Source organism: Streptomyces sp. V4I2 (genome assembly GCF_030817655.1).
Taxonomy (GTDB): domain Bacteria; phylum Actinomycetota; class Actinomycetes; order Streptomycetales; family Streptomycetaceae; genus Streptomyces; species Streptomyces plumbiresistens.
In genome coordinates this window covers 277,610-304,318 of the sequence record NZ_JAUSZM010000003.1, presented here as the reverse complement: position 1 = coordinate 304,318, position 26,709 = coordinate 277,610, and the positions used below count along the sequence as shown (strand labels likewise).

Sequence of the window (26,709 nt, the reverse complement as noted above, 5' to 3'; positions counted from 1 at the left end):
GGAGCGTGCTGTTATCCGAGGAGGATGCGGTGCCGGAGCAGGGTGAAGCCTGCTCGTCCGTGCATCTGGCGCGCGATCCGTTTGGTCTTGGTGTTGACGCCCTCGGTGGGGCCGTTGCTGTACGGAAGCGTGAGCCCGGCGATCACGGCTTGGATGTCCCGGTCCAGGCCCCGGGTGAAGGCGTGTAGGTGGGGCAGGTCGGCTGTTCGGACTTGGGCGATCCAGTGCGTGAGCGCGTCGGCGTTGTCGGTGTGTGGCGTAAGGAGCGGGGCGAAGTCTCTGATACCTGCGGCCAGTTGGGTCATCTCGGGGCAGGCGGCGGTGAGCTTGGCCAGGAGTTCGTGCTGCTCGGGCTTGAGGTTGTCGGGTCGGGTCAGCAGCATCCGGGCGAGCCGGCGTGGCGAGATGTGTCTGCGGTCGGCGTCCGCGCGGCCTTGGTTGATGTACTTGTGCAGAAGGTTCAGGCAGCCCGTGAAGCCGAGGGCCTTGATCTCTTCGAAGAGGTGCTGGACGGGGACGCCGGGGTCTTCACTTCGGCGTTTGCGCAGGTGCTCACGGTAGGGATCGACCAGGCTGGCACGGTACTTGGGGACGCGGAGCATGCGCTCGGGCCGGTCGGCTCGGGCGTAGCGTTTGACGGTGTTCAGGGCCAGTTGCAGACGGCGGGCGCATTCGAGCAGGCCCACGCCCTTCTCGAGCAGGCCATGAACCTGATGCCAGCGTTCGAGGGTGGTCTGAGCGCGGGGCCCGTCGTAGATCGGCGCGTTCAGTACGGTGGCCCAGCAGGCACTGTGTGCCTTCACCTCGCTCAGGGCGGCTTCGCACAGGTTCTTCCATAAATGCCAGCGATCACCGACTTGCACCGCGTCGGGCAGGGCGCGGCGGATGGCCTCGGCGTAGGTGGCTGAGCCGTCGCGGCACACGATCTCGATGCCCCGATGCCCCGATGCCCCGATGCCCGGATGCCCGGATGCCCGCGCAGCCACGCTTCCAGCGTGTCGGCCGTGCGGTCGGGCAGCACGTCGATCCGCTCATGGGTCTCGGCGTCGATCACCACGGTGGCATAGCGGTGCCGCCGGCGCAGGGCGAAATCGTCGACGCCGATCACGCGGGGCACCCGCCCGGTGGGCAACGGGATGCGCAGCAGGGTGCGCAGGGCCGTGTGACGGGACAGGCCCACCGCGAGTATCGCCAGCAAACGTGATCCCGCCCGGCCCGCTAACTCTTTGACCACGGCCTTGACCTGCCTGGTCAGACGAGCGGTGCGTCGCTGGTATCGCTCCAGCACCCCGGGCACCTGTTCGCGGAAGGTGTGGCGGCAGCCTCGCGTGGGGCACACCAGACGCCGCACCCGCACACGGACCACCACCCGTCGCCCGTCGACCGGAACGTCGGCCACCGTCCGCCAGTGATATCCGTGCACCCGTCCCGACGAGGCCCCGCACACCGGGCAAACCGCGGTGTCCAGCGGCGTCCGGGCCCGCACCACGATCCGCTCACCCTCGTCGGCCACATCCTCCATGACCAGCGGGGACAGACCCGAAAACACCGTCTGCACAAGCTCGTTGACATCCATCACATGAAGGGCAACGAACCTCACGACTCTCCGTCACCACCGAATGCGAGACAGGGCCGTTAAGTTGACACACCCGGACGCCTCGTGGACACCCGTCCGGGATCCGCGGGAAAGGTGCAACTGCAGAACCTGGCGGCCGACGGGGGCCACCAGACCAGCTATCTTCGGCCAAGCTTCTTTCGATTCGAACACCCGTCTCAGCGGGCCTGTGGTGTCGTGAAGTAAGCGTTACCTGCACGAAGGGTGACGTAAGTTCTGGCTTGTTCTCGCGAGTATCCATGCAAAGTGCAGCCACTTGGCGCTTCTTGTGTGGGACCTGTGACAACTTGTGGATCCCCGGTGACCGAAGCGGTTGCCGGGTTTTCGTTTCCCTGGGGGGATCCGCATGGTTCCAAATGCTTCCGGTGTGCCATCTCGGCGCGCCCGCAACCGCGTCAAACACACCCTGACCGCCGCCTTGGTCGTGCTCGCGCTCGGCTCGTCCGCTCTCCCGGCCCTGGCGCAGCCCGCCGGTGCGCCGTCCGCTGATCCGAAGCCGGTGTCCGTGTGGGGCAAGGGCGCCCCGGACGCGAAGGTGCCGGAGGTGAAGGTCGGTGAGACCAAGCCGGTGTCGCCGGTCGCTGAGGCGAAACTGAGCGCGGAGCGGGCTGAGTGGCGGGATGCGCAGAAGAAGCGCGCCACGACCACGTCCGGTGGGGCACGTTCGGCCGGTGTCGCGGCCGGTGCGCAGGCTTTGGACGCTTATGTGCCTGAGGGGCAGGGTGATGTGCCGTGGCATCAGATGTCGGACTTCCGCATCAGTGACTCCCTCGTCGCCCGCATCGACTACTCCACGGGCAACCTGATGCTTGCCGCCACGGACTTCGATGTGGCAGGCGTGGGGCAGAAGCTCCAGCTGGCCCGCACCTACAACAGCCTGGACGCTCCGTGGGGGAAGGTCTCCCAGCGCTGGTGGCAGACCTACGAGCGCTACGCGCAGATCAGCGACACCGACGTGGTGCTCTACGGCGCCACGGGTAACTCGATGTCGTTCACGAAGAACTCGGACGGGACGTACACGACGCCCGCCGGGTACTCCAAGGACCTGAAGAAGAACACCGACAACACCCTCACCCTGACCGATCGCAAGTCCGGAGTGAAGGACACCTACAGCGCGTCGGGGACGCTGACGAAGGTCACCGACCGTAACAAGGGCACGATCACCGTCGAGCAGCACGATGACGGCGCAGAGCACAGGGGCTTCAAGCTGACCGAGTCCCGCTCGGGTCGTTCGGTGGATCTGCTGAAGACGAACGCCTCGCAGTGGCAGGCGACGGACCACACCGGTCGCACGGCGGTCTTCGACCTGAATCCCGCCGGTGACCTGGCCAAGACGACGGACACCGGGGGCAAGGCGACGCTCTTCGAGTACGACTCGTCCCGCCGTCTCACGAAGGTCACGACCCCGGAGGGCCGGGTCACGGTCTTCACGTACGACAGTGCGAACCGGGTCACCTCGATGCTGCGGGCGACGCAGTTCAACGGTTCCGGGCTCACCGGTCCGACGTACCGCTACGCGTACTCGGCCGACGACCCGAAGGCCGCGGGCACGACGACGGTGACCGACCCCGAGACGCATGCCACGAAGTACGAGCACGACAGCAAGGGGCGTGTCTCGCAGGTCACCGACCCGCTGAACCACTCCCGCAAGCGGTCCTACGACGCGAACAGCAATGTTCAGACCGCCCAGGACGCCATGGGCGTCGGCGGGACGGGTGCGAACGTCACGACGTACGGGTGGGACGCGCGGAACAACAACATCTCCGCCGCCCTGCCCACCGGGGCGAACGCGGCCACGAGCTACCAGACGGTCGCGGGCACCGACCTCCCGGGAACTCTCACCACCCCCGACGGTGACAAGACGACCAACACCTACGACACGGCCGGCAATATCAAAGCCGTCGTGGTCTCCGGCGCGCAGGGGGGAACGCAGAAGTTCGACTACAACACGAGCACCCCCACCTGTGGTGGTTTTGAGGGCCAGCGTTGCAAAGTCACCGACGGCCGCGGCAAGGTGACCTCGTTCCACTACAACACCAAGGGCAACCTCGACACGGTCACCCCGCCGGCCGCCCTGGGCAAGACGGTCTACACCTACGACGCCCTGGGGCGCCCGGAGACAGCGGTCGACGGCCGCGGCATTATGAGTGTGTACACCTACGACAACCGCGACCGGGTCAGGGAAGTCTCCACCACGAACACGACCGTTACCTACTCCTACGACGGCGACGGCAACATCAAGCAGCGCACCGACGACATCGGGACGATCAAGTACGATTTCGACCCGCTGTCCCGTGAGACGGTCCGCACCCTGCAGGATGGCTCGCAAACGGTGCTGGCCTACACCCCGGCCGGGAACGTCGACACCTACACCGACCCCCAGGGCACCGTCGACTACACCTGGGACGCGGCGAACAACCTCAAAACCCTGAAGGACCCCGCCGGGCGCAGCACCGGCTACGCGTACAACAACAACGACGTGCGCACCACGACCACCTACCCCGGCAACACGGTCCAGACGGTGACCCCGGACGAGTCCGGGCGCCCCAAGACGATCAAGACCACCTCGCCCAAGGGCACCCTGGTCAACCTCGCCTACACCTACGCCTACGGTGCCGCCAACACTGACGGAACGAAGATCCGCACCTCCACCGACGCGGTCGCCGCGACCAAGACGACCTACAGCTACGACAGCGCGGGCCGCTCCGGCTACACCAAGGAGGAGAAGGGCACCACCCTCACCTCCTCCTGGCAGTACTGCTACGACGCCGACGGCAACCTCACCTCCCAGGGCGTCGACCCCGGCTGCCCCCGCGGTACGACGTACACGTACAACGACGCGGCCCAGCTCACGTCGAAGAACGGCTCGACCACCAACTGGTCCTACGACCAGGCCGGCAACGAAACCGCCGGCGCCTCCACCCCCGAGGAGACCCGCACCGCGGAAAAGTGGTCGGACTTCTCCCAGCTCACCTCCCTCACCGTCGCCGGCAAGACGTACGCGGGCGAGTACGGCTCCACCGACAGCAGCGAACGCCTGCGCCTGGGAGATACGTACTTCCACCCCGGCCCGATCGGCCTGGCGGCCGAGACAACGTCCGGTACCGATACGGGATTTGTTCGCGAAGCTGAGGGCACGCTCAACTCCATGACCCGTGGAGGCAAGGCGTACTACTACCTCACCGACGCCCTCGGCTCGGTCGTCGGCCTCGCCGACGAGGCGGGCACGAAGGTCAACACGTACGCCTACAGCCCCCGCGGCGTCACCCGCGCGGGAACCACCGAGAAGGCAGGCGTCAGCCAGCCCTACCGGTTCGCCGGCGGCCACCAGGACCCCACCGGCATGTACCACCTCGGGGCCCGGTACTACGACCCCAACATCGGCCGCTTCAACCAGCCCGACCCCTCCGGCCAGGAGAAGAACCCCTACCTCTATGCCCAAGGCGACCCTGTCAACCGCATCGACCCCAGCGGTCAGTTCAGCGTGGGTGCGTTTCTCGGAGGCGTCGGGTCTGCCGTGGTGGCTGTGGGCTCTGGCATTGCCACTGTCGCCGCCGCTCCGGCGTGCGTAACCATCGTCGGATGTGCGCCCGCGATCATTGCTGGGGGAACCACAATCGGTGCCGTAGGGGCCTCGTACGAGTTCTTCAGTAGGGCTTTCTGATGAGTCCTGAACGCAGGAAACAGCTGGCTGCGGTCGTAATAATCCTGGCACTCGTGGCAATCGGTTTCGGAATCGCAAAGGCGACTGGAGAACGAGCGAGCATCGTGTTGATCGTCGTGGGTATAGCGACGGTAGCACTTGGTGGCACTACTCTCCTGTTTGGGCGGCATCGCAAATAAGCGGCGCCAAAACTACAGTCGGCTCTAAAAGGCTGAGGTCTTCCCTCCCTCCTCCTGGGCCGTCAGCGATTGGTCTTTAAGCCGGTCGCCAACCTGTTACGGGCCGGTCTCCTCACGAGGAAGCCGGCCCGTATACGTCGCTGGACGAGGTACTGCCACAGCAGCATGAGCGCCGACCCGTCGACTCGGACTGGCGCACGACGAGTACGACGGCTCGATCCTTGATCGACTCCCGCATCGTCGACCTCGCCGACGATGCGGGCACGAAGCAACACGTACGCCTACAACCCCCGCGGCGTCAGCCGGGCCGGTGCGAGAAGTAGGAGAAAATGGAACCAGTCTGGGTCGTAGCGCTCATCGTGGGCGCAGTAATCGGAGGGCTCACGGTTATACTCATGGGCCGGAGGCGTTAAACGAGTAGCCATCCGCATTCACTCCCGAAGTTTCGAGATTTAATTCGGTCCTTCAGGGAGTCTTCGTAAGCGGTAATTAAGAAGTGATGGTGGCGGGCTCACGGCATCTTAGGGGTCCTTGCGGGATGATCCTTTTGTGGCACGGTTATGTGATCCCGTGTTTTGTGGGGTGTGTCCATGGCGCGGCGGAAGCCGTGGGAGGTCAGTGACGAGTTGTGGGCGGTGATCGAGCCGCTGTTGCCGAAGCATGAACGGCGTTACAGGTATCCGGGGCGCAAGCGGATCGATGATCGCAAGACGCTGCAGGGTGTGCTGTTCGTCCTCTACACCGGCATCCAATGGGAGTTCCTGCCGCAGGAGTTGGGGTTCGGTTCGGGGCCCACATGCTGGCGGCGGCTGGCCGAATGGCAGGCGGCCGGGGTCTGGGAGGAACTCCAGCGGGTCCTGCTGGATGGGTTGCGGGCGGCGGACCGCCTCGACTTCTCCCGCGCCACGATCGATGCGTCCCACGTGCAGGGGCGAATTCTAGGGATCGTCGCAACACATGATCACTGACGTGTGGTGGCGAGCAGTTTATGCAGGCGCTCGGCTGGGGTCTCCCAGCCGAGCGTTTTGCGTGGGCGGCTGTTCAGCTCGGCAGCCACGGCGTCCAGGCGCTCACGGCCGTGGACAGCAAGGTCGGTGGCCTTGGGGAAGTACTGCCGCAGCAAGCCGTTGGTGTTCTCGTTAGAGCCGCGCTGCCAGGGCTTGCCGGGGTCGCAGAAGTAGACCGGCATCCGGGCCGCCATAGCGAACTCGTGATGACGGCCCATCTCGCTGCCCTGGTCCCAGGTCAGGGATCGCTTCAGGTGGGGTGGCAGGTGTCTGACGGTGTCCAGGAGGGCGTCGCGAACACGTTCCGTGCTGCGACCTTCAGGCAGGTGGACGAGCATCAGGTAGCGGGTACTGCGTTCGACCAGGGTGCCGATCGCGGAGCCGTTGTCCTTGCCGATGATCAGGTCTCCCTCCCAGTGGCCCGGGATCGCACGGTCGACGGCTTCGGCTGGACGGTCGCTGATCATGACCATCGGCGTCGAGTAGCGCGGCTGGCGCTGCTGGGCCTGGCGGCGGGGCTTACGGCGGGCGCGGCCGGTGCGGAGCGCTTTCACCAGGTCACGGCGAAGTTCTCCGCGGCCTTGCACGTAGAGGGCCTGGTAGATCGTCTCGTGGACCACGTGCATCTCCGGCCGGTCGGGGAAGTCCTTGCGCAGGTGGTGGACTATCTGCTCGGGGCTCCAGCGCCTTCCCAGGCGCTCCTGGATGTAGTCCCGCAGCTCCACCTTCTGGCCGATCTTCCCCGGCTTCGGGCGAGGCCGGCGGGCCAGGGCACGCGCATCGGCTGCGAACGGGCGGTACTGGCCGTTGCCTGGGTGCCGGTTGCGACTGATCTCGCGGCTCACGGTGGAGGGGCTGCGGCCGAGCTCGGCGGCGATCGAACGGATCGAAGCGTCCTCCCGCAGTCGATCAGCGATGTAGATCCGGTCTGCCTCTCGCAAGTACCGAGACGGCCCGGAAGTGGGCCCCACCGTGATTGGCGGTACCCACTTCCTGCGGCCGGTCGGCTGGGAGCCATGCCGCCATCGTTTCCCGGTCCGTCGGTTCACTCCGACGATCCGGCACGCCTCCGTGTTGCTCACGCCCCGGTTCACGAGCTCGAAGTATGCCTCCCGTTCCCGGTACAGCTTCTTCGGCCCTTGCCCCAGGCGTTCCCCACGAATCTCGAAGTCCATCGCATCCCCTGAGCTGGGGTGTTGCGACGACCACTAGAACTTAAGAGGCCAAGCGGGGGCGCAGCAGCCCAAAAGTCGGCCCGAGCCCGGTTGACCGCGCACGGCCGGGCTCCAAGCACCATGTCCTGACCGATGCCCGGGGCACCCCGCTTCGGGTGTCGCTGACCGGCGGCCACCGCAACGACATCACCCAGCTCCTGCCCTTGATCGACGGGCTGCCGCCGGTGCGGGGCAAGCGGGGCCGACCCCGCCATAAACCCCGCACGTTATACGCCGACCGCGGCTACGACCACGACATCTACCGCCGCCGCCTGCGCGAGCGCGGCATCGTCCCGAAGATCGCCCGACGCGGCCAGCCGCACGGCTCGGGACTGGGCAAGGTGAGGTGGGTCGCAGAGTCCGCTATCGCCTGGCTCCACGGCCCCCGCCGCCTACGGACCCGCTGGGAAGCCCGAGACGACATGCACGACGCCTTCCTCCAACTCGCCCACTGCATGACCCTCGCCCGCAAGAACCCGGCATTGTGAAAGGACCCCTACTTGGTGTTTAACCTCGGCCGTTCACCTGACCCGCTGATCTTGGTTCGTTCTCGGGACAGCAGGACGGCCGTTCTTCACGCTTCGAGGTGTCGAGCAACGTCGCGTGAAGGAACGGCCGCTGGTGAAGAGTCTCGCCGCTGAACAGTCCGCTGACGCCGCGTTGGGCGTCCTGTCCCACTTTCGTGTCCAGTTCTACGACTGCCTCTACACCCGGGCGGATGCGCTCTTCGAGCTGACCGACGCGGTGCTGTGCTCGGACGGGCCGGTGACGTCGCTGGTCGAGTTGACGCTCACGGCCGAGCACCGGCGTGGGCACGGGGCGATGTACGACGCGGTCAACCACGGCTGGCTGGAACCGCGCCGTCTGCGCAGGCTGCTGGCCTCCACGCCGCTGCCGCGCGCCGCTGACGGGCGGATCGTCCTTGCCGTTGACGTGAGCAACTGGCTGCGTCCCGACGCCCCCACCAGCCCGGAGTTGCTGTTCTGCCACGTCTACGGGCGGGGCCGCAGCGCGGATCAGTTCATCCCCGGCTGGCCCTATTCCTTCGTCGCCGCCCTGGAGACGGGGCGCACGTCGTGGACGGCCGTGCTGGACGCGATCCGGCTGGGGCCGTGTGACGATGCCACCGCGGTGACCGCCACCCAGCTGCGCGAGGTGGTCACCCGGCTGGTACACGCCGGGCAGTGGCGGCCGGGCGACCCGGACATCCTCGTCGTCATGGACACCGGCTACGACGTCACCCGCCTCGCCTACGTCCTGGCCGACCTGCCCGTCGAGCTGGTTGGCCGACTGCGTTCGGACCGGGTCATGCTCCGCGATGCCGGACCGCGGCGCTCCACCCCGCGTGGCGGGCAGCCCCGCAAGCACGGCGGTGTCCTCACCTTCTCCAAGCCGGAGTCCTGGCACACCCCCGACCAGGCCACGACGTGCGACACCACCCGCTACGGCACCGCCGAAGCTCTCGCCTGGGACCGGATGCACCCCCGATTGCAGGCCCGTGGCCCCTGGCTCGATCACTGCGGTGAACTCCCTTTGATCCACGGCACGTTGATCCGGCTGAAGGTCGATTACCTGCCCGGTGACCGCGGCCCCAAGCCGGTGTGGCTGTGGTCCTCGCGCACCGGGATGACCGGAGCAGACGTCGACCTGCGCTGGCAGGCGTTCCTCCGCAGATTCGATCTTGAACATACCTTCCGGCTGTTCAAGCAGACCCTGGGCTGGACCGTCCCCAAGGTCCGCGATCCGCACACGGCCGATCTGTGGACCTGGCTGATCATCGCCGTCCACACCCAACTCCGCCTCGCCCGGCCCCTCGCCGAGGACCTCCGCCGCCCCTGGGAACGGCCCTCCGAGCCGCGTCGGCTCACCCCTGCCCGGGTCCGCCGGGGGTTCCGCCACCTCCGCGTGAAGACCGCCCGTCCCGCCGATGTGCCCAGACCCTCCAAGCCCGGCCCCGGACGCCCACCCGGCTCGAAGAACCGCAGGCCAGCCCCACGTCACGAGCCCGGGAAGACCGTGAAGCGAATCGAAACCCTCACCGAATACGTCCGCCTGAAACAGCAGCGAGGTTAATGATCAAGCTAAGTGGTTGTTGTCGTTCCGATCTTGAGAGATGCGCGTCGAACGGGAGTCCCGATTGGGTGATCGTGGGGCGCTTGACGCATATGGACAAGGCCTCCTGAACAGCTCGTTGGTGTCGAATCACCGAGCAGCAGTCTTCCGTGCCGACGGCCGGGCAGTCCAGCTCGGTCACCTGGGAGTGTGACTGCCTGGCTCACCGGTTCGGAAACGCCGCCGACAACGGGTTGCGGCAGCCGCGCTACCCGACGGACATGACGGACGCGGAGTGGGCGGCCGTCCGGCCGTTGCTGCCGGTGCCGGGCTGGATGCGCGGTCGCGGCGGCCGGCCGGAGGCGTACTGCCACCGGGCTGCACTCGATGCAATCCGCTACCTCGTGGACAACGGCATCAAGTGGCGGGCGATGCCGGCCGACTTCCCGCCGTGGGACCGTGTGTACGCGTTCTTCCGCCGCTGGCGCGACCATTACCTGGCCAAGGAGTTCCATGACCGGCTACGTGCGCAGGTCCGCGAGAAGGCGGGCCGCGACGCGGAGCCGACGGCCGCAGTGATCGACTCGCAGTCGGTGAAGGCGGACGCGGTCGTCGGCTCCGACAGCCGCGGCTTCGACGGCGGCAAGCTGATCAACGGCCGTAAGCGGCATGTCGTGGTCGACGCCCTCGGCCTGCTGCTCGCGGTGATGGTCACCGCCGCGGATGTCGGCGACCGCGCCGCAGCCCAGGTCCTGCTGCACCAAGTCGCCGACGCGCACCACCGGCTGGCCCTGGTCTGGGCGGATGGCGGCTACACCGGCAGTCTCGTCGAGCACTGCCTGGCCACGCTCGCCCTGGTCCTGGCGATCGTCAATCGTCGGCCCTATGCCCGACCAGCGGAAACGCAGTCTTCAACTCCGGAAAGACAACGGCTTCTTACGCCCCGGCGACGAGACCGTCACCGACCTCAGGATTCTCACCGGCCGTCGCATGGACCTGGTCGCCGCCCGCACCCGCACCGTCAACCGGCTCCGCGCCCAACTCACCGATACCTTCCCCGGCCTGGAGCGGGCCCTGGACTTGACCAACACCGGCCCGCTCACGCTGCTGACCGGCTACCAGACCCCGGCCGCCATCCGCCGGACAGGCAAGAAGCGGCTCGAGACCTGGCTGCGCAACCGCAAGGTCCTCCGCTCCGACCGGATCGCCGAGGCAGCGTGGGAGGCCGCCGGGCGCCAGTACAGCAGCCTGCCCCGCGAGAAACTGACCTCCCAGATGGTGTACACGCTCGCGCGGGAAGTGATGGCTCTCAACCAGCAGGTCGCCGAACTCGACAAGGCGATCGAGGCCCGGTTTCGCGAACATCGGGACTTCGAAGTGATCACCAGCATGCCGGGCCTGGGCGTGATCCTAGGCGCCGAGTTCCTGGCCGCGGCCGGCGGCGACATGAGTCTCTTCGGCACTCCTGACCGCCTCGCCGGCTTCGACGGCGTTGCTCCCGTGCCCCGCGGCTCTGGCAAGATCAGCGGCAACCTCCGCCGCCCGCGACGCTACAACCGCCGACTCCAACGCGTCTTACATCTCCGCGTTGTTCAGCATCCGAAGCTGTGAGGACTCCCGCCGGTTTTACGAACGCAAGCGAGCCGAAGGCAAACGCCACATCCAGGCCGTCCTCGCCCTGGCCCGCCGCCGCGTCAACGTCCTCTGGGCCCTCCTCCGCGAGGGACGGACCTACGAACCCGCGCCACCAAGCACACTCGCGGCTTGACAAACCGCATTAGGAATCACCGAGATCACCACGTGAGTTCCCGAAGAGGCGCAACGACGCCATCACCGGAGTTCAGCTGCGCGCCGTTACCTGCGTGCCCTTGCGCTGTGACTGCGATGGCCGTGCACGGGTACGGTGCCAGGTCGGTCGCGGAGCCGGAGGCTGATCAGCGCAGTGATCGTGAAGACGGCGACCTGGTAGAGCATGGCGTGCCGAAATGCGGTGACCGTCCCCGAGGAGGACCGGAACCAGATGGATCTCCATCTCGTCCAGCTGCCCGGCTCGGAGAAGTGCTTGGGCCGCCCCCGCCCCGTGGACCATGACCGGCCGGTCCCCTGCGGCTGCGTGAGCCTGACGGGCACAGTCCTCGACATTGGTGACGAAACGCGCGTGGCCGGGTGGCACGTCCCCGTCATCCACCTGGTGGGTGAGGACGAAGATCGGCACGCCGTCGTGATGGTCGCCCTGTCAGCGCCCGGCGAGTTCGAAGGTCCGACGGCCGGAGATCACCGCGCCGGTCGCCAGCGTTTCGCGGTAGACCTGGCCGCTCGGACCGTCGGACTCCCGGTCGTCGAGCCAGTTGAAGAGCCGTCCACCGTCGCGTCCGAGCTCCTGCCCTGGCCGATCGTCCGGGCCGGCGATGTAGCCGTCGAGCGACATCGACATGTACAGCCGAATCGGATTGTTCATCCTGTACTCCATCTCTCCTCCATGACACCGGGATCCGGCGTTTCCTGATCCGCCGACGGGGGGGCTTGTCACAAGGGAGACTTCAGCCAACCGGCAAAACTAATCGGCCCGACGCGCCAGCCTGCTGCCGGGCTGAGGGGGCAGGAGTCATGACCCGTGGATCAATTGTGATCGTCCAGGCCGCGTGGCTCTCGGAGCGTTCGACGAGGTGGCCACGCTCGAAGCGGGCTCCGGCACGGACCAGGGCGACGAGGTGGGGTGCGTTCACGGCCCGCCACCGTTGCTGGGCGTCAGGCCGGTCGGCGTGCGAACTGCGCCGGTGTCGCTTGATACTGCTTCTTGAATGCGCGGATGAAGTGGCTGCTGTCGGTGAAGTGCCAGCGTGCGGCGGCCTCGGAGACGGTGAGGCGTGATCCGGGGGCGGTGAGTGCCTGGGCCGCTTTCTCCAGGCGTCGGCGGCGGATGTAGGCGCTGAACGACTCGTCCAGACTCGCGAAGGCCCGCTGAAGGGTGCGGACGGAGACGTGGAGGTGTGCGGCGACCGTGGCCGGCGACAGCTCCGCGTCGGTGAGCCGGGCATCGGCCAGGTCCTTGGCCGCTTGCGCCAGTGCCGGGGTGAAAGTGGGCTCGCGGTCGTCGAAGTGGTCGAGGATCAACCCTTTGGCGAGTTCTAGCAGGGCGTTGCGGGAAGCGTGCGCGGCCGCCGGGCCGAGGTCACTCACGGTCCGCTGGATCATGGTGGTGTGTGCCATGAGGACCTGCGCCGCGGGCGAGGTGGCCTGCCCGGCGCGTGGTTTCCCGGAGACCAGAGACCGCAGGTCGTCACCGGGGAAGATGAAGATGCGGTTGCCGATCTCGGGCGTCGTGTGGAAGTGGTTCTCCGTCACGACGTGGTGCATGAAGTAGGTGCCGGTCGAGACGTGGGCGTCACCGCCCTGGTCGTGCGGGTCCCGCAGGGTCATCGCACCTCGGAGCACTACGTACAGCCTGATGTGGTCGTGTTCGTGCGTACCGACTGTCTGGGTGCGCAGGGACGAGGAGCCCCAGAGTTCGTTGACGGCGGTGTCCTGCAGGGTCACCGAGCGCATGACTCCCTGGAAGCCGTCGAGCGTGGAGGAGCTGAACTCCGGCAGGGGGTACAGGTCTCCCATACGGGCGTTCCAGGTGTCGACGAACGACTCCCACGTACGCCGACCGGTGCCTGTGGAGTCGGCGTCGGCGGTGAACGTGCCCACCTTGCCGCTCGGTCCGAGTAAATGAAGTCTCCTGCTCATCCGCCCTCCGCGCCGATGAAGACGTCGCCTGGATCCCATCTGGTGTCGCAAACGTACACGCTTTCTATGCACACTCGTTCCTACTCTTGGCTACGTCCCGACCGTTGACGATCTTCCGCCCGTGCCTGCCGCGTACTCAAGTTCGTCGCTCCGTATCCCTCGTGATCCACATGCCGTGGTCCGAAGGGCACTCCGCCGACAGGTCCCTAACCAGCGATGACCGCAGTTTTCAATCAGTGGCCGGATCGTCCCGGAGGACCGGGCGGCCATTTCTTTCGAGCCATCAACGGCCATACCACAGCAGCCACACCCGGTCCTCCCGGACCGCCTCACATTCTTAGGGACAGCACATGAACCCAAGTTACGGACACTGAAGCAACTCTCCCGACTCGCGCCGAGCTGGTCGCCGGTCTGGTCTCTGCCATGGCGAACCCAGCGCGCTCGCCGATCCTCCGCTCGCCGGCGGACGACGGCATCGCCTTCTCCGATGTCTTCTTCCCCGCGATGGACGGCGTGACGATCGAGGGCTGGTTCATACCGGCCGACAGCGATCGTCTGATTATCGCCAACCACCCCATCTGGGCAAACCGCTACGGCTTCCCCGGGCACCTCAAGCCCTACAGCGACGCCTGGGAGGCGAGCGGCAACAACATCGAAGTCAACTTCATGCCGGACTACAAGCACCTGCACGAAGCCGGCTACAACATCCTGGCCTACGACCTGCGTAATTTCGGCCAGAGCGCGGTCGGCAGCGGCGGCGCGATCGGCAACGGCATTCGCGAGTATCGCGATGTGATCGGCTCGCTGCGCTACGTCCGCTCGCAGCCCGACCTCAAGAACATGAAGATCGGCCTGCTCAGCCGCTGCTGCGGCATGAACGCGACGATGGTCGGCATGTCCAAGCACCCTGAAGAGTTCGAGGATGTCCGGGCGATCGTCGCGCCGCAACCGATCTCGCTGAGCGCCTTCTACCGCACAATTCTCGGCCACATGGGCATGCCAGACGCGCTGCCGGAGGTCGCGGACGCCCTGCGCCGCGCAACCAGCATGGAACTGAAAGACATGGACATGCCGCAATACGCCATGGCAGTGGACATTCCGACGCTGCTGCTGCAGGTCCGCGACGACACGCTGACCACGCCCGATGACGTGCAGGCGATCTTTGACGCCATGCCGACCGACCGGAAGGATCTCATCTGGGTCGAGGGCACGAACCGGCGTTTCGACGGCTACAATTACCTGCCCGAGAACCCGCAGCCGATGCTCGACTGGTTTAAGCGCTTCGTCGCCTGACCCACCACCACGCTGGGGTGGTCGTCCACCTCAAACGGTACCGGAACGAGGGCAATGCACTGTCTGACCAGATAGGACAGTCCCGCTACAAGCGAGTACACCGCGGCGAACACCAGGACGCAGAGGGGCAGTCGGCCCGTTGGTAGCGTCGCAACACGGTAGCGCCCATCGACCATCAATATTCCCCGCTGGGCTGAGCGCGAAAGCGCTGTACTAGCGGCGCAGGCTCAGTACGTCCTCGCCCCGGCCGAGATCCTCGCGGCGGCACCGAAGGGCATCCCGCTGGCTGATGCGGCCGCGCTGCCGCTGGTGGGACTGACCGCGTACCAGGCGCTGTTCGACCACGGCAAGCTGACCGCCGGGCAGCGCGTGCTGATCAACGGCGCCGGGGGCGCGGTCGGCGGCTACGCGGTGCAGCTGGCCAAGAACACCGGTGCCCACGTGATCGCCACGGCCAGCCCGCGCAGCAGCAAGCAGGTCAGGACGGCGGGTGCCGACGAGGTCGTCGACCACACCGCCACCGAGGTGACCGCGGCGGTGACCGAACCGGTCGACGTCGTACTCAACGTCGCGCCGATCGACCCGGCGCAGTTGGCCGCACTCCCTGGGCTGATCCGTTCCGGTGGAGTGCTGGTGAACACCACGGTGTGGATGCCCGCCCCTTCCGACGAGGAGCACGGTGTGCGCGGCATTGACCTGTTCGTCCGCAGTGACGCCGAGCAGCTGGCGCAGTTGGTGGCGCTGGTCGACCGCGGGGAACTGCACGTCGCCGTCGCCGAGCGGGTGCCGCTGGCCGAATTGCCGACGCTGCACGCCCGCGCCGCCGCAGGCGCGGTGCACGGCAAGGCCATCGTCGTCCCGCCCACCGCCTGACCCCCGACTCCGGAAGGCAACAGTCATGGCCCTCAGCCTGGATCCGGAAATCGCCGAAGCGCTGGCCCCGATGGCCGGTGCAATGGCCGACGCCACGCCACCAGCTGTGGGTGACGTCGCGGCGCAGCGCGCGCTCTGGGAGCCGATCATCGGCGCCGCGGGAACCGCCCAGCCGATCCCGACCGACGTCAAGACCAGCGAGCACTTCGCGATCGCCGACGACGGCGCACAGATCACGATGCGCTGGTACGCCAAGGACGGCGCCACACCGGGTCCGGCGGTGGTGTTCTTCCACGGCGGCGGGTACATCTTTGGCCACATCGACCTGTTCGACGGGCCGGTCGCCCGCTACGTGTCCGCCAGCGGCGTGCCGATGCTGTCGGTCGAGTACCGCCGTGCCCCCGAGCATCCCTTCCCGACCCCGCTCGAAGACGCCTATGCGGCGCTGCGCTGGCTGCACGAGCACGCATCCGATCTCGGCGTCGACTCCGACCGGATCGGTGTGATGGGCGACAGCGCCGGCGGCGGCCTGGCTGCGGCCGTGTCGATCCTGGCGCGCGAGCGTGGCGGCCCGACGATTGCCCGCCAGATCCTCATCATGCCGATGCTTGACGACCGCATCCCCACTCCCGATCCGCACATCGCGCCCTATCTGTTGTGGTCCTACGACGACAGCCTCACCGCATGGCCGGCCCTGCTCGGCGAGGCTGCTGGCGGGCCCGACGTCCCGGCCACGGCTGCCCCGGCCCGGCTCGAGGACGCGACCGGCCTGCCGCCGGCCTACATCGAGGTCGGCCAGCCCGACCTGTTCCGCGACGAGGACACCGCCTACGCGACCAAACTCAGCCGCGCCGGCGTGCCGGTCGAATACCACCTGCACCCCGGCGCCCCGCACGAGTTCGACTCCATCGCCTTCACCTCCGACGTCGCCCGGCGTGCCATCGCCGACCGCATCCGGGTCCTGAAGTCGATCTGAACCGCCACCACCCAGCCACCCACTGCACGGAAAGAATGCAATGACCCTCTGGACCCCCATCACCGTCGGCGCCCTCCAGCTGCCGCACCGCCTGGCCATGGCGCCGATGACCCGTGACCGCTCCAGACCGGACGGCGTCCCCACCGACCTCAACCGCGCGTACTACCGTCAGCGCGCGGAGATGGCCCTCATCATCACCGAGGGCACCCAGCCCTCCGCCGACGGCCAGGGCTACCTGCTGACCCCCGGCATCTACACCGAGGCGCACATCGCAGGCTGGCAGGAGGTCACCAGCGCGGTGCACGCTGCCGGCGGGCGCATCGTCGTCCAGCTCATGCACATCGGCCGCATCTCCCACCCCGACAACACCCCCCACCACCGCCAGCCCGTCGCCCCCTCGGCCGTCCGCCCCCAAGGCGCGATGTTCACGGCCGCAGGCCTGCAGGACATGCCCACCCCGCGGGCGCTGGCCACCGGTGAAGTCGCCGGGGTGGTCGACGAATTCCGGCACGCGGCGTCTGCGGCCATCGCCGCAGGCTTCGACGGGGTGGAGATCCACGGCGCCAACGGCTACCTGGTCCACCAGTTCCTGGCAGGCAACACCAACCAGCGCACCGACCGCTACGGCGGCCCGATCGCCGACCGCATCCGCTTCGCCGTCGAGGTGGCCTCGGCGGTGGCCGACGAGATCGGCGCCGAACGCACCGGTCTGCGCATCTCGCCGGGCAACCCCTACAACGACATCGCCGAGCACGATACCCGAGACCTGTACCCGGCACTCGTCACGGCCCTGGCACCGCTGAGCCTCGCCTACCTCCACCTGATCCACGGCGGCGACGAGGAGTTGCTGCGGCAACTGCGGCAGCAGTGGCCGATGGCCCTGTTCCTCAACCGTGCGGGCGCCGACATCGACACGCGCGTCGCCGACCTCGACGCCGGCCTGGCGGACGTCATCACGGTCGGCACGACGGCACTGGCCAACCCCGACCTCCCGGCCCGCCTCCGCTCGGGCGCACCGCTGAACCAGGCCGACCCGGCCACGTTCTACGGCGGCGACCACCGCGGTTACACCGATTACCCCACCCTCGCCGCGGCGGCCGCCAGCGGTGCCAACCACCATGAGGAGACCGCGTGACCACCTCCGGACCCCAGCTTGCTGAGCTCTTCGTCGAGATGACCAACACCCACAACCCGGACCTGGTGGACCGATTCGTCGCCAGGGACTACATCAACCATAACAACTTCGTCGCCGACGGACGCGAGGCCAACCGCCAGTTCTGGGCCGCGTTCTTCACCGGCCTGCCCGACGTGAAAGTCACGATGGAAGACCTGATCGTCTCCGGTGACCGCGTCGTCGGCCGCTTCGTCTACCGCGGCACCCACACCGGGGACCTGCTGGGCATCCCTGCCAGCGGCCAACGCGTCGAGATGCGCAGCATCGACATCTGGCGCGTCGATGACGGCATGTTCGTCGAGCACTGGGACGAGCTGAACCTGATGCAGATGTTCCAGCAGATCGGCGTCCTGCCGCCGCTCGACGGCCCGGAGGCGAAGGCATGACACTTCTCTCGCAACTCGCCGCGTTGCTGGCGATCCTGAGCACGGGGATCGTCTACGGCACCGACGTGTTCTGCGCGCTGGTTCAGCGCGACGCGCTCGAGCGCGTCGATGACACTTCTCTTACCGCGGTCATGGGCAACGTGCACCGCTTCGCCGACCGGCGCATGCCAGTCCCCGGAATCCTCGGCGTCGTCGCAGCCGCCGCCGCGTCCGTGCTCGCCGCGGTGGCCGGCCGACCCGCTGGATCGGTGACCGCAGCAGCGGCCTTCCTGCTGCTGGTGGTCTGGGTGCTGCTCTACCTGCGCACCAGCGCACCCATCAACCGCCAACTCACCGCGGCCGCCGACGCCCACGAAACCCCTGCCAACGCCCGCAGCCTGCAGCGGGACTGGGACCGCATCATCGTCCCCCGAGCCGTCCTGCAGGGCCTGGCCGTCCTCGCTCTGGGCGCAAGCCTCATCAGCTGACCCGGCACTCCGCCCCATGCCGCAGTCCACCGCCCAGACCGAAAGGATCACCAGCTCAGGATCTACACCCTGCGCACGGCCGAAGCGCTCCACGACTACGCGACCGTGCACTGGCCGCGACACATCCCCAGCCTGCGCGCCTTCGGCGTCACCACGCACGGCATCTGGACCGACCATGCCACCGAGGCGCACCGCCTGATCGCGCTGATCTCTTACCCCGACGACGCCGACCCCGGCGAGGTCACCACCGCCTACATGGACAGCCCCGAATTCGCAGCAGACATGCACGATCTGCTACCGCCGCCTAGCCAATTGAGATGACCTGTTATACAGCACCCGCCCCCTGGTCAGTCTGTACCGCGCCCTCCCACCGGTAGACGCTGGTGATCGGCCCCCCGATCTGTGCGCAGACCGCCACCGTCGCCTCCACGGCGCTGCTGGCCAGAGCCTCGGCCTTGTCGAGGGCGTCAGTCGTGGTCAGAACGGTCAGGTACTCGGCCACGGCGGTCCCCTTCGCATGCGGATGCTGGGACCGTACTCGGAAGGTTCGCCGGCCACCGGCCCCGGGTCACCACAGTGACCCCGCAACGCAGGAACGGAAAAGAGCCCCGCACTCCCGATAGATCCACGAGTGCGGGGCCTTTGTGCAGCTCAGGCCTTGAGGGGGCCGGACCGCTTCCCCTGCAAGGTCGAGCAGTGCTGCGTCCCTGAATCCCCCGGTCCGCGGCGCTATGCCACGTAGAGGTACGCCCTGATCTCGGTGCCGTTGGCTACCCAGTTGAACCTCGTGGTGGTGTTCTTCGGGCACGCCTTGGCATCCTTGCGGCTGCTGCCGTCCGTGAAACTGGCGAAGGCCTTGATCCAGGCGCACTTTCCGTCAGCATCCGTGTCCCTTACCCAGCCGTCGATGTAGACCTTGCTCCCCACGCACTCGATCGACCACGAGGCCGCGCCGCCGTCGGTCTCGGGGGAGAGAGTTGCCGGGCATGCTGCGGTCGTCCCCGTCGATCCAGCGGAAGCCGGCGCGGCCATAAGCAGGCCCGCCGTCAGCGCGGCTCCGGTCGCGGCTGCCAACTTCGTGGAAATGGTCATGTTTCCTCCGTTGAACGAGCTGATGTGTCCCTGTGCCATGACGGTAGGGACGGCGGCGCGGCTGTCGCGTCCCGCGGTGGGTGGAACTCCCGCCCCACCGCGCGCGGTAGCCGCGTGGACCCGGCGACTTTCGCGGTAGGGGTTCCTGCAACTTCCGCGGTACCGCCAAAGGTTGACGCCGCCCCGCGGGTGCCGGCGTTACGCTGCGGCGATGCGCTTGCGTACGCCCCGCCCGTTCGTCGTCGACACGCTGGTCGCGCTCGTCATGGTCTGGGCGGCCGTCAGGCTGGGACAGGAGTCGGTGGCGCAGGGCTGGCCGGAACTCGACGCGAATGCCTACGTGCTGCTCGCCCTGGCGCATCTGCCCGTCGCTCTGCGGAGCCGGGCACCGCTCGTGGTCTTCGCAGCCGTGCAGTGCGCGAGCGTCGCCTACATCAGCCTGGGGTACTGGCCGGTGTTGTCCGTGTTCGGCTCGATGCTCGCCTTGTACACGGTGGCATCCGTGCGCCCGGCACGGCTCGCCATCGGCTGTGCGGCCGTGATGACCGCCAAATGGGTGTACAGCGGTGTGATCAGCGACAGCCCGGCCATGGGGTTGGTCGTGGCCCAGGCACTGGTGTACTGCGCCGTGCTGGTGTGGTTCGGCACTCTGGCCCGCCGCTCCCGCGAACTCGCCCAGCAGCTGCGCGTCGAGCAGGCCGAGCGGGCCCGCCGTGAGGTCGCCGCCGAACGCGGGCGCATAGCGCGGGAACTGCACGACGTCGTCGCCCACCACATGTCGGTGATCTCCGTGCAGGCGGGCCTGGCCCGGTTCGTCCTCGACTCCGATGCCGCGACGGCCCGGGGCGCGCTCAGCACTATCGAGGACACCAGCGGGGAGGCCCTGGAGGAGTTGCGGCGCATGCTCCATGTCCTGCGGGAACATGATCTGGGCGGCGCGGATTCTGCCGCGCCCATGCCCACCCTCGCCCGCCTCGATGACCTGGTCGAGCGCGTCCGGGCCGGAGGCGTCCTGGTCGAGCTGAGCGTCGAGGGCACCGTGCGTCCGCTTCCGCCCGGCGTCGAGTTGTGCGCGTACCGCGTCGTCCAGGAGGCCTTGACCAACGTCCTCAAACACACCCGCCATGCCGATGCGCAGGTGCGGCTCCACTACTGGCAGCACCAACTGACAGTCAGCGTCACCAACGACGGAGAGGAGGTGATTTCGGACAATGTCGCGACGGGTGCCGGACATGGCTTGATTGGCATGCGGGAGCGGGCCAAGCTCTACGGCGGGACGATCAGCGTCGGCCCACGCGCCGAGGGGGGTTTCGCGGTCCGCCTGACTCTGCCGACGTCGGCGACTGGCGCACGGTGGGGAGACGAGCGTACGAGATGACCAGAGTGCTCGTCGTCGACGATCAGTTCCTCATCCGCGCCGGCCTCGTCGGCCTGCTCGACGCCGCGCCCGGCTTCGAGGTCGCCGGCGAGGCGGGAGACGGCGAGGAGGCGGTGCGGCTGGCCGCCAAAACGCGGCCCGACGTGATCCTGATGGACATCCGCATGCCCGGCATGAACGGCATCCAGGCCACCAAGCGCATCATCGCGGACGCGGCCGGCCCCGCTCCCCGGGTGCTGATCCTGACCACCTTCGACCTCGACGAATACGTCTACGGAGCATTGCGCGCCGGCGCGTCCGGCTTTCTGCTCAAGGACTCAGGCCCCGAGCGGCTGCTGGCAGCGGTGGCCGCGGTCGGGGGCGGCGACGCGCTCTTCGCTCCCACCGTGACCCGGCGGCTGGTCGAAGCATTCGCCCACCAGGCCCGGTCCGAGCCGGGCGCCCAACCCCCTCTGGACCTGGGCACGTTGACGTCCCGCGAGGTCGAAGTCCTCAAGCTCATCGCGCGCGGCCTGTCCAACCCGGAGATCGCCGACCGGCTCTCCATAAGCGAAGCGACGGTCAAGACCCACCTCAACCGCACCATGACCAAGCTGGACCTGGACAGCCGGGCGCAGGCGGTGGTGGTGGCGTACGAGACGGGGCTGGTGACACCGGGCGGGTAGGCGGGCCTGGCGGCACGCGACCGCAGACGCTGCCGGCTGTACCGCGCCGAGTGCCCTTGCCGCCTTGTACCTGCGGGCATCCGTGCCGCTGAGGGCGGCAGGAAATGGCGGAGCGGGGCCCTGTTGGAACCGGTGAGCGACAACGCCGTGATCTCAGTGGCCGGTTCGTAAGGCAATGTCTGTTTCTGGCTGAAATGGGAGCAAGGACGCTGGTGGAGGTTCCGTCGGCTATTGCTTCCTGGCGAAGTTGCCGGTGTCGGCCTCGGTGAGGATGCCGAGTTTGACCAGTCGCTTCAGCTTGGCGCGGGTACCTTCGACGTTCTTCGGCAGCAGTTCGTGGCCGAGGGCTTCGCAGACGTCCTTGGCCCGTAGCGGCCCGGTCGCGTGGTTGATGGCGGCGAGGATGCGGGGGTAGTCCGGGTGCTCGGGCAGGTCTGGCGCGAGGGCCGGGAGCCGGTCGGCGAGGCCGGTGACGGTCTTGCGGTTGATCGTGAGGTGCTCCAGGTGCATCCCGGCCTCCCGCAACCGGGTCTGCAGGCCGTCGATCTGCGTGCGAAGGTCGTCGGCCAGGGCCCGGGCGGCGTCTTCCTGGAGGTCCAGGGCATCGAGCAGGGGCTGGATGTTCACGCTGCCACCGCCTGTTCTTCGCGCCAGGTGGGGGCGTTCGCGCCGGTGAGGCGTCGGGTCATGACATGAGTCATAGCCCAGTAGACGCGGGAGGCGGAGGAGGAGGGGCGGTGCTCGTAGTCGCGGACCAGGCGCCGGTGCAGTATCAGGATCCCGTAGGTCTGCTCGACCCTCCACCGCTTCGGCTGCGGCACGAACCCCTTGTCCTGCGGGTTGCGTGCGACGATCTCGACGTCAATTCCCAGGCCGGCGCCGTGCATCACGACCTGGTTCTTGAAGCCCTGGTCGACCAGGGCCTTGCGGACGGTGTCGCCGGCGTGCTCGGCGACCTGGTCCAGCAGGATGATGCCCGCGGCGTTGTCGTGCGCGTTCGCGGCGAGGACGACGACTGCGATGACCAGGCCGAGGACGTCCACGGCCAGTCCGCGTTTGCGGCCGGGCACCCGCTTGGCCGGATCCCGGCCACTCGTGGCGGCGGGGACCCCGGCGGCCGCGTGGACACTCTGGGTGTCCAGGACCACCAGGGTCGGGTCCTCTAATCGGCGGGCGCGTTCACGGACCTGGCAGCGCAGGAGTTCGTGGATGACCTGGTCGGTTCCGTCGTCCCGCCAGGCGGCGAAGTAGTAGTAGGTCGCGCTCTTCTGCGGCAGGTCGTGCGGGAGATAGGCCCACTGGCAGCCGGTCCGCCCCTGGTAGAGGATCGCGTTCACGATCTCCCGCATGTCGTAGGCGCCCTGGTGGCCGCTGACCGAGCGGTGCCGGTCCTTCCATGCGGTGATCACCGGCTCGATCAACGCCCACTGCTCGTCCGACAAGTCGCTCGGGTACGGCTTGCGTTCACTCACCCGGTCACATCACCAGATCAACAACCGCGGACCGGCAGATTCCGCCACGCCGCCACACCATCAGGCGACAGCAGATCCCCTCAAAGACTCACGAACCGCCCACTGAGCGGGCGGATAGGACGTGCTGCGGGTGCGGGTTGGCTGCTGTTGGTGCGGTGACGGGCGGCGTTTGTGAGAGCCGTCCACGCGAGGGGCCTAGCGGTCCAGGATCCAGCTGACCCAGGCGCGCACAGCGCCGCTGACTGCCGCGGCTGCGATGCGCACGAGGGCCGGCAGGAATTGGTCGCGGCTGGCGTGGGGCGCCGGGGTGGTTGAGGGGTTCGGCACGAGGACCTCCATGTGCTTGGCCGACCGCGGGCTGGGTCGGCGTGGCCTCCAGTCCTGCACATCAACAGGGCTTCCGGCGCGGCCTGTTGAGGGGGGGAAGGCGCTCTGGCCTGCTAAAGGGGTCATTTCCGGGTTTTCCGGGGATGCCTAAGGTCGGAAGTCGGAACTTGAGGCCGGGTGAGGCGGGGGGTCCCGCCGGGCGGGGGGCAGCGTGGCCGGTCAAGCCGACAGGTTCTGGAGGGAGTTGTCGCTGACGTACCGGGCGGCGGGGACTCCCGGATTGGAAGCGATGCTCGCCTGGGGCAGGGACAGCAAGCCGCCGGTGGAGTCGTCGACGTCCACGGTCAGTGACTGGCTGTCGGGCAACACCATTCCCGGCACGGCGAGCACAGAGTTCTTCCTGATCATGGTGATCGGGCTTGAGGAGCGTGCCGCTGCCCGGCCGAAGGGCGAGGGCGGCTTCTGGACCAAGCGGGACAAGCCCTGGTGGGAGCAGTTCCTCACGGCGGCGCGCGCCGAGCGGGCACCCCGAACTGCGGCCGGTCCGGTGCAGTTGCCCACGGCTGATGGCTTGTTCGTGGGCCGGGAGGAGCCGCTGGGCGGGCTTATGGACTGGCTGGATCCGGCAGGCGGGAGCAGGGACGTTCCGGGCCCCTGGGAGGGGCTTGAGATGCCCGCTCGCGCGACGGCTGCTGCGTCCGTTTTGGAGGTCACGGGGATGGGCGGGGTGGGGAAGACGGCGCTGGTGGTCGAGGCTGCGCGGCAGGCGGTGGAGCGCGGCTGGTTCCCCGGAGGCGTCCTTTTCGCCAACCTGCGGGGCCACAGCACGGGCCACGACGCCATACCGGAGGAGACGCTGGATGCGTTCCTGCGTGCGCTGCGACCGAGGGAGGAGCCGCCGTCTGTGCCGGCTGAGAAGGTCCGTCGTTGGCGGAAGCTGCTGGACGAACTGGCCGCGCAGCAGAAGCGGCTGCTGATCGTCCTGGACAACGTGCGGCAGGCTGGGCAGATCACGGAGCTGTTCCCGTTCCTTCCGCACCGGGCACTGGTCACTTCTCGGCACACGCACACGGACGCGATCCGGCAGCGGCTTGTCCTTGCCCCGTTCCCGCCGGCGGAGGCTGAGCAGTTCGTCCGGCTCCGGCTCGCGGAACCGGGCCACGGCCAGGTCGCCGCGCCGGACCGCGACACTGAAGCTGCTCACGCTGATGATGTGCGCCGCGTCGCCGAGTTGTGCGGCCAGCTGCCGCTCGCGCTGCGGATCGTCGTCGCCCTGCTGCGAACAGAACCCGACCGTTCCCTGCGCGAGCGGGTTGACGAACTGGACCGCACCCTCCTGGACGGCATGGAGGCCGACGACACCGATGCCGAAGGGCGCCCGTTGACCGTGCGTGCCTGCTTCTCATTCTGCTACCGGCATCTCCCAGCGCCCCGAGCACAGGCGTTCCGGCTGCTGGCGGCGGCGCCCGGCCAGGATGTCTCCACCGCTTCGGCCGCGGTTCTGCTCGGCGTCCCGGAAGATGCGGCCCGTCTGTCGCTGCGAGGCCTCGCGACAATGCATCTGGTGGAACGGTCCCGGCGAGGCGGCCACGAACTGTCGGAGGCTGAACGGGATCACTGGTCGATGCATGACCTCATCCGCCTGTACGCCGAGGAGCTCGGGCGCGCGCATGCAAGTGAGGACGGCCGAGAGGAGGCGGTGCTTCGGCTGATGCATCATTACCGGGACGCCGCCCGGTTTGCCGCTGAAATTCCCGTGATCCGGCGCAAGGAAGACGCGCTGGGCGCGGTCCTGGCTCATCGCAGGGCAGATGTCTGGCTGGAGGCGGAGCGCGTCAACGTGGTTGCCGCAGCGACCACCGCACCTGCCTCAACGTGGCGGGTGGAGCTCGCCCTGGCGTTGGAGGAGTTCCTTAGCAAACGCCGCTACTACGCAGAGTGGGCCCGCCTCGCCGAGTCTGCCGTCGACGCGTGCCGTCGGGGGCACGGCAACCGGCACCAGGAGTTCCGGGCGCTTGGCGACCTCTCGGAGGCGCTGGCCGGACTGGGCCAGTTTGAGAAGGCGTTGGCCACGCTGGATGATGCCCGTGAGGTGGCCCCGTTCCTCGGCAGCTTGGCCCATGCGCTGGTCGCCCAGCAGCGCGGTGTCGTCCTCGGGGAGGCGGACCGGCCTGAGGAAGCCCTGCGGTCCTATGAGGCGGCAGAGGCTCTCTTCCGGCAGCACGGCGACCCGGCTCGCTTGGCGGACTGCCTGTGCCAGATCGGTGAGACGTGGCTCCGTTGCGGTCACCCCGAGAAAGCCGAGGAGGCCTACCAGGCCGCCGTGGCCTACTACCGAATGGCCACCGACACCCGCGGGGAGGCCACGGCGCTTGGCGCGCTGGGGACGGCACAGTCGATGTTGGGTCACCACGACGAGGCAGTCGAGTCACTGAAGATTGCGACTGAGTACACGGCTCACACTCGTGACCTGGCGCGCCATATCGCCCACCTGTCCAACCTCGGTCTGACCTTTCACCGCGCCGGACGAGCACAGGAGTCCCTGGACCATCTCCAAGAGGCGGCTCGGCTGGCTCGGATGTTCCTGTACCACGAGGACCAACTGGGCCGGGTTCTGATGTGTTTTGGCCAGGTACTCAAGGAGCAGGGGCGCCTCCAGGCGGCCCAAACAGTGTTGAGCAAAGCGGTCTATGTCTTCCGCCAGTTGGCGGGCGACCCACAGAATCTGGCCCATGCCGAGCAAGACCTCGGTCGGCTGCGTCGAACCCTGGAGCGGAGACGGCGTAGCCGACCCTTTCCCTGTAACCAGGGCGTCCACACGGTGCACACGCGGCGTGGGCGAAAGTTGCGTTTCAGCGCAAGTTTCGAGGCCTACTTGCGGTGAAACGCAAGTTTTACTGCTTGGCGCCGACAGACGCCGACACCCACGGAACCTGAATGTCGGCGTCCACCGACATTCAGGTTCACGAAACCGCAGGTCAGCGATCCAGCGCACCTTCGGTGCGCGCCGGGGGCGTGGTAAATGCCGTGGCGTGCGCCGAGGTGCTTCTTGTGTGCCCTGACGTGGGCTGATGCCGGTCCGGGACGCTGGTGGAGTTCGTTCCGGCCGAAGCCGATGCCTCTGTGATGCCGGTGAGCTCGCA

18 protein-coding genes and 8 pseudogenes are annotated in these 26,709 nt (G+C 67.8%); 17 read left to right on the top strand and 9 right to left on the bottom strand.

Going from position 1 to position 26,709, the window contains the following annotated elements; genetic code table 11:
• Positions 1-11 precede the first annotated feature (11 nt).
• Positions 12-1,576 (bottom strand): annotated as a pseudogene (locus QFZ76_RS02060) (ISL3 family transposase).
• Between the two features lie 781 nt (positions 1,577-2,357).
• Between QFZ76_RS02060 and QFZ76_RS02055 the strand changes: the two are divergent.
• The 3 genes and pseudogenes from QFZ76_RS02055 to QFZ76_RS02050 form a co-directional block, all read left to right on the top strand.
• Positions 2,358-5,279 carry an RHS repeat-associated core domain-containing protein gene (locus QFZ76_RS02055; RefSeq protein WP_307679905.1) on the top strand — a complete coding sequence of 974 codons (2,922 nt, stop codon included), beginning with the start codon at positions 2,358-2,360 and terminating at the stop codon, positions 5,277-5,279.
• Positions 5,279-5,458, top strand: coding sequence for an LPXTG cell wall anchor domain-containing protein (locus tag QFZ76_RS51615; protein WP_373464248.1), 180 nt, complete (start codon positions 5,279-5,281; stop codon positions 5,456-5,458). Before QFZ76_RS02055 ends, QFZ76_RS51615 begins: the two co-directional genes overlap by 1 nt.
• A 590-nt stretch (positions 5,459-6,048) precedes the next feature.
• A pseudogene (locus QFZ76_RS02050) lies at positions 6,049-6,393 on the top strand (transposase); the annotation flags it as partial.
• 26 nt (positions 6,394-6,419) lie between these two features.
• Here QFZ76_RS02050 and QFZ76_RS02045 read toward each other — a convergent pair.
• On the bottom strand, positions 6,420-7,547 hold the full coding sequence (locus QFZ76_RS02045) for an IS30 family transposase (RefSeq protein ID WP_373464494.1): 1,128 nt from the start codon (positions 7,545-7,547) through the stop codon (positions 6,420-6,422).
• Between the two features lie 164 nt (positions 7,548-7,711).
• Here QFZ76_RS02045 and QFZ76_RS02040 point away from each other — a divergent pair.
• From QFZ76_RS02040 to QFZ76_RS02025, 4 genes and pseudogenes are all read left to right on the top strand, one after another.
• A pseudogene (locus tag QFZ76_RS02040) lies at positions 7,712-8,167 on the top strand (IS5 family transposase); the annotation flags it as partial.
• A 133-nt stretch (positions 8,168-8,300) separates the two neighbouring features.
• Complete coding sequence (locus QFZ76_RS02035) at positions 8,301-9,752, top strand: NF041680 family putative transposase (RefSeq protein WP_373464247.1); 1,452 nt, start codon at positions 8,301-8,303, stop codon at positions 9,750-9,752.
• Positions 9,753-10,012: 260 nt separating this feature from the next.
• Positions 10,013-10,633: pseudogene (locus tag QFZ76_RS02030) on the top strand (IS5 family transposase); the annotation flags it as partial.
• A gap of 10 nt (positions 10,634-10,643) precedes the next feature.
• A pseudogene (locus QFZ76_RS02025) lies at positions 10,644-11,499 on the top strand (IS110 family transposase); the annotation flags it as partial.
• A 72-nt stretch (positions 11,500-11,571) separates the two neighbouring features.
• Here the strand turns inward: QFZ76_RS02025 and QFZ76_RS02020 are convergent.
• From QFZ76_RS02020 to QFZ76_RS02015, 3 genes and pseudogenes are all read right to left on the bottom strand, one after another.
• Positions 11,572-12,189: pseudogene (locus QFZ76_RS02020) on the bottom strand (dihydrofolate reductase family protein).
• A gap of 82 nt (positions 12,190-12,271) precedes the next feature.
• Positions 12,272-12,478, bottom strand: a pseudogene (locus QFZ76_RS51610) (hypothetical protein); the annotation flags it as partial.
• Position 12,479: 1 nt separating this feature from the next.
• Entirely contained in the window at positions 12,480-13,463 is a 984-nt protein-coding gene (locus tag QFZ76_RS02015) for a helix-turn-helix domain-containing protein (RefSeq protein WP_307672052.1), read from the bottom strand.
• A gap of 423 nt (positions 13,464-13,886) precedes the next feature.
• Between QFZ76_RS02015 and QFZ76_RS02010 the strand changes: the two genes are divergently transcribed.
• The 7 genes from QFZ76_RS02010 (at position 13,887) to QFZ76_RS01980 (ending at position 18,953) form a co-directional block, all read left to right on the top strand.
• Entirely contained in the window at positions 13,887-14,756 is an 870-nt protein-coding gene (locus QFZ76_RS02010; RefSeq protein WP_307672051.1) for a S9 family peptidase, read from the top strand.
• A gap of 309 nt (positions 14,757-15,065) precedes the next feature.
• Positions 15,066-15,629, top strand: coding sequence for a zinc-binding dehydrogenase (locus QFZ76_RS02005; RefSeq protein ID WP_307672050.1), 564 nt, complete (start codon positions 15,066-15,068; stop codon positions 15,627-15,629).
• A 25-nt stretch (positions 15,630-15,654) separates the two neighbouring features.
• On the top strand, positions 15,655-16,605 hold the full coding sequence (locus QFZ76_RS02000) for an alpha/beta hydrolase (RefSeq protein WP_307672049.1): 951 nt from the start codon (positions 15,655-15,657) through the stop codon (positions 16,603-16,605).
• Positions 16,606-16,645: 40 nt separating this feature from the next.
• Positions 16,646-17,740: an alkene reductase gene (locus QFZ76_RS01995; RefSeq protein WP_307672048.1), complete on the top strand. Its 1,095-nt coding sequence runs from the start codon at positions 16,646-16,648 to the stop codon at positions 17,738-17,740.
• Positions 17,737-18,165, top strand: a complete 429-nt coding sequence (locus QFZ76_RS01990) for an ester cyclase (protein ID WP_307672047.1) — start codon at positions 17,737-17,739, stop codon at positions 18,163-18,165. The genes QFZ76_RS01995 and QFZ76_RS01990 overlap by 4 nt, the downstream gene beginning before the upstream one ends.
• A complete protein-coding gene (locus tag QFZ76_RS01985) occupies positions 18,162-18,632 on the top strand; it encodes a DUF1772 domain-containing protein (RefSeq protein ID WP_307672046.1) in 471 nt (156 codons plus the stop codon). Before QFZ76_RS01990 ends, QFZ76_RS01985 begins: the two co-directional genes overlap by 4 nt.
• A gap of 105 nt (positions 18,633-18,737) precedes the next feature.
• Positions 18,738-18,953, top strand: a complete 216-nt coding sequence (locus QFZ76_RS01980; RefSeq protein WP_373464246.1) for a hypothetical protein — start codon at positions 18,738-18,740, stop codon at positions 18,951-18,953.
• Between the two features lie 22 nt (positions 18,954-18,975).
• Here the strand turns inward: QFZ76_RS01980 and cutA are convergent.
• Both cutA and QFZ76_RS01970 read right to left on the bottom strand, forming a co-directional pair.
• Positions 18,976-19,134: pseudogene (cutA, locus tag QFZ76_RS01975) on the bottom strand (divalent cation tolerance protein CutA); the annotation flags it as partial.
• 227 nt (positions 19,135-19,361) lie between these two features.
• Positions 19,362-19,724, bottom strand: a complete 363-nt coding sequence (locus tag QFZ76_RS01970; protein WP_307672045.1) for a hypothetical protein — start codon at positions 19,722-19,724, stop codon at positions 19,362-19,364.
• A gap of 211 nt (positions 19,725-19,935) precedes the next feature.
• On the opposite strand from QFZ76_RS01970, the gene QFZ76_RS01965 reads away from it, so the two are divergent.
• Entirely contained in the window at positions 19,936-21,102 is a 1,167-nt protein-coding gene (locus QFZ76_RS01965; RefSeq protein WP_307672044.1) for a sensor histidine kinase, read from the top strand.
• Complete coding sequence (locus QFZ76_RS01960; protein WP_307672043.1) at positions 21,099-21,767, top strand: response regulator transcription factor; 669 nt, start codon at positions 21,099-21,101, stop codon at positions 21,765-21,767. Before QFZ76_RS01965 ends, QFZ76_RS01960 begins: the two co-directional genes overlap by 4 nt.
• A gap of 228 nt (positions 21,768-21,995) precedes the next feature.
• Here QFZ76_RS01960 and QFZ76_RS01955 read toward each other — a convergent pair whose 3' ends face one another.
• Complete coding sequence (locus QFZ76_RS01955) at positions 21,996-22,394, bottom strand: hypothetical protein (protein WP_307671989.1); 399 nt, start codon at positions 22,392-22,394, stop codon at positions 21,996-21,998.
• Positions 22,391-23,239, bottom strand: coding sequence for an IS5 family transposase (locus QFZ76_RS01950; RefSeq protein WP_307672042.1), 849 nt, complete (start codon positions 23,237-23,239; stop codon positions 22,391-22,393). Before QFZ76_RS01950 ends, QFZ76_RS01955 begins: the two co-directional genes overlap by 4 nt.
• A 616-nt stretch (positions 23,240-23,855) precedes the next feature.
• Here QFZ76_RS01950 and QFZ76_RS01945 point away from each other — a divergent pair.
• A complete protein-coding gene (locus QFZ76_RS01945) occupies positions 23,856-26,450 on the top strand; it encodes a tetratricopeptide repeat protein (RefSeq protein WP_307679902.1) in 2,595 nt (864 codons plus the stop codon).
• Positions 26,451-26,709: the final 259 nt, after the last annotated feature.

Coding starts and splice junctions, on each gene's coding strand:
- QFZ76_RS02055 (WP_307679905.1), top strand. CDS start 2,358: ATGTCGGACTTCCGCATCAGTGACTCCCTCGTCGCCCGCATCGACTAC.
- QFZ76_RS51615 (WP_373464248.1), top strand. CDS start 5,279: ATGAGTCCTGAACGCAGGAAACAGCTGGCTGCGGTCGTAATAATCCTG.
- QFZ76_RS02015 (WP_307672052.1), bottom strand. CDS start 13,463: ATGAGCAGGAGACTTCATTTACTCGGACCGAGCGGCAAGGTGGGCACG.
- QFZ76_RS02010 (WP_307672051.1), top strand. CDS start 13,887: ATGGCGAACCCAGCGCGCTCGCCGATCCTCCGCTCGCCGGCGGACGAC.
- QFZ76_RS02000 (WP_307672049.1), top strand. CDS start 15,655: ATGGCCCTCAGCCTGGATCCGGAAATCGCCGAAGCGCTGGCCCCGATG.
- QFZ76_RS01995 (WP_307672048.1), top strand. CDS start 16,646: ATGACCCTCTGGACCCCCATCACCGTCGGCGCCCTCCAGCTGCCGCAC.
- QFZ76_RS01985 (WP_307672046.1), top strand. CDS start 18,162: ATGACACTTCTCTCGCAACTCGCCGCGTTGCTGGCGATCCTGAGCACG.
- QFZ76_RS01970 (WP_307672045.1), bottom strand. CDS start 19,724: ATGACCATTTCCACGAAGTTGGCAGCCGCGACCGGAGCCGCGCTGACG.
- QFZ76_RS01965 (WP_307672044.1), top strand. CDS start 19,936: ATGCGCTTGCGTACGCCCCGCCCGTTCGTCGTCGACACGCTGGTCGCG.
- QFZ76_RS01960 (WP_307672043.1), top strand. CDS start 21,099: ATGACCAGAGTGCTCGTCGTCGACGATCAGTTCCTCATCCGCGCCGGC.
- QFZ76_RS01945 (WP_307679902.1), top strand. CDS start 23,856: ATGCTCGCCTGGGGCAGGGACAGCAAGCCGCCGGTGGAGTCGTCGACG.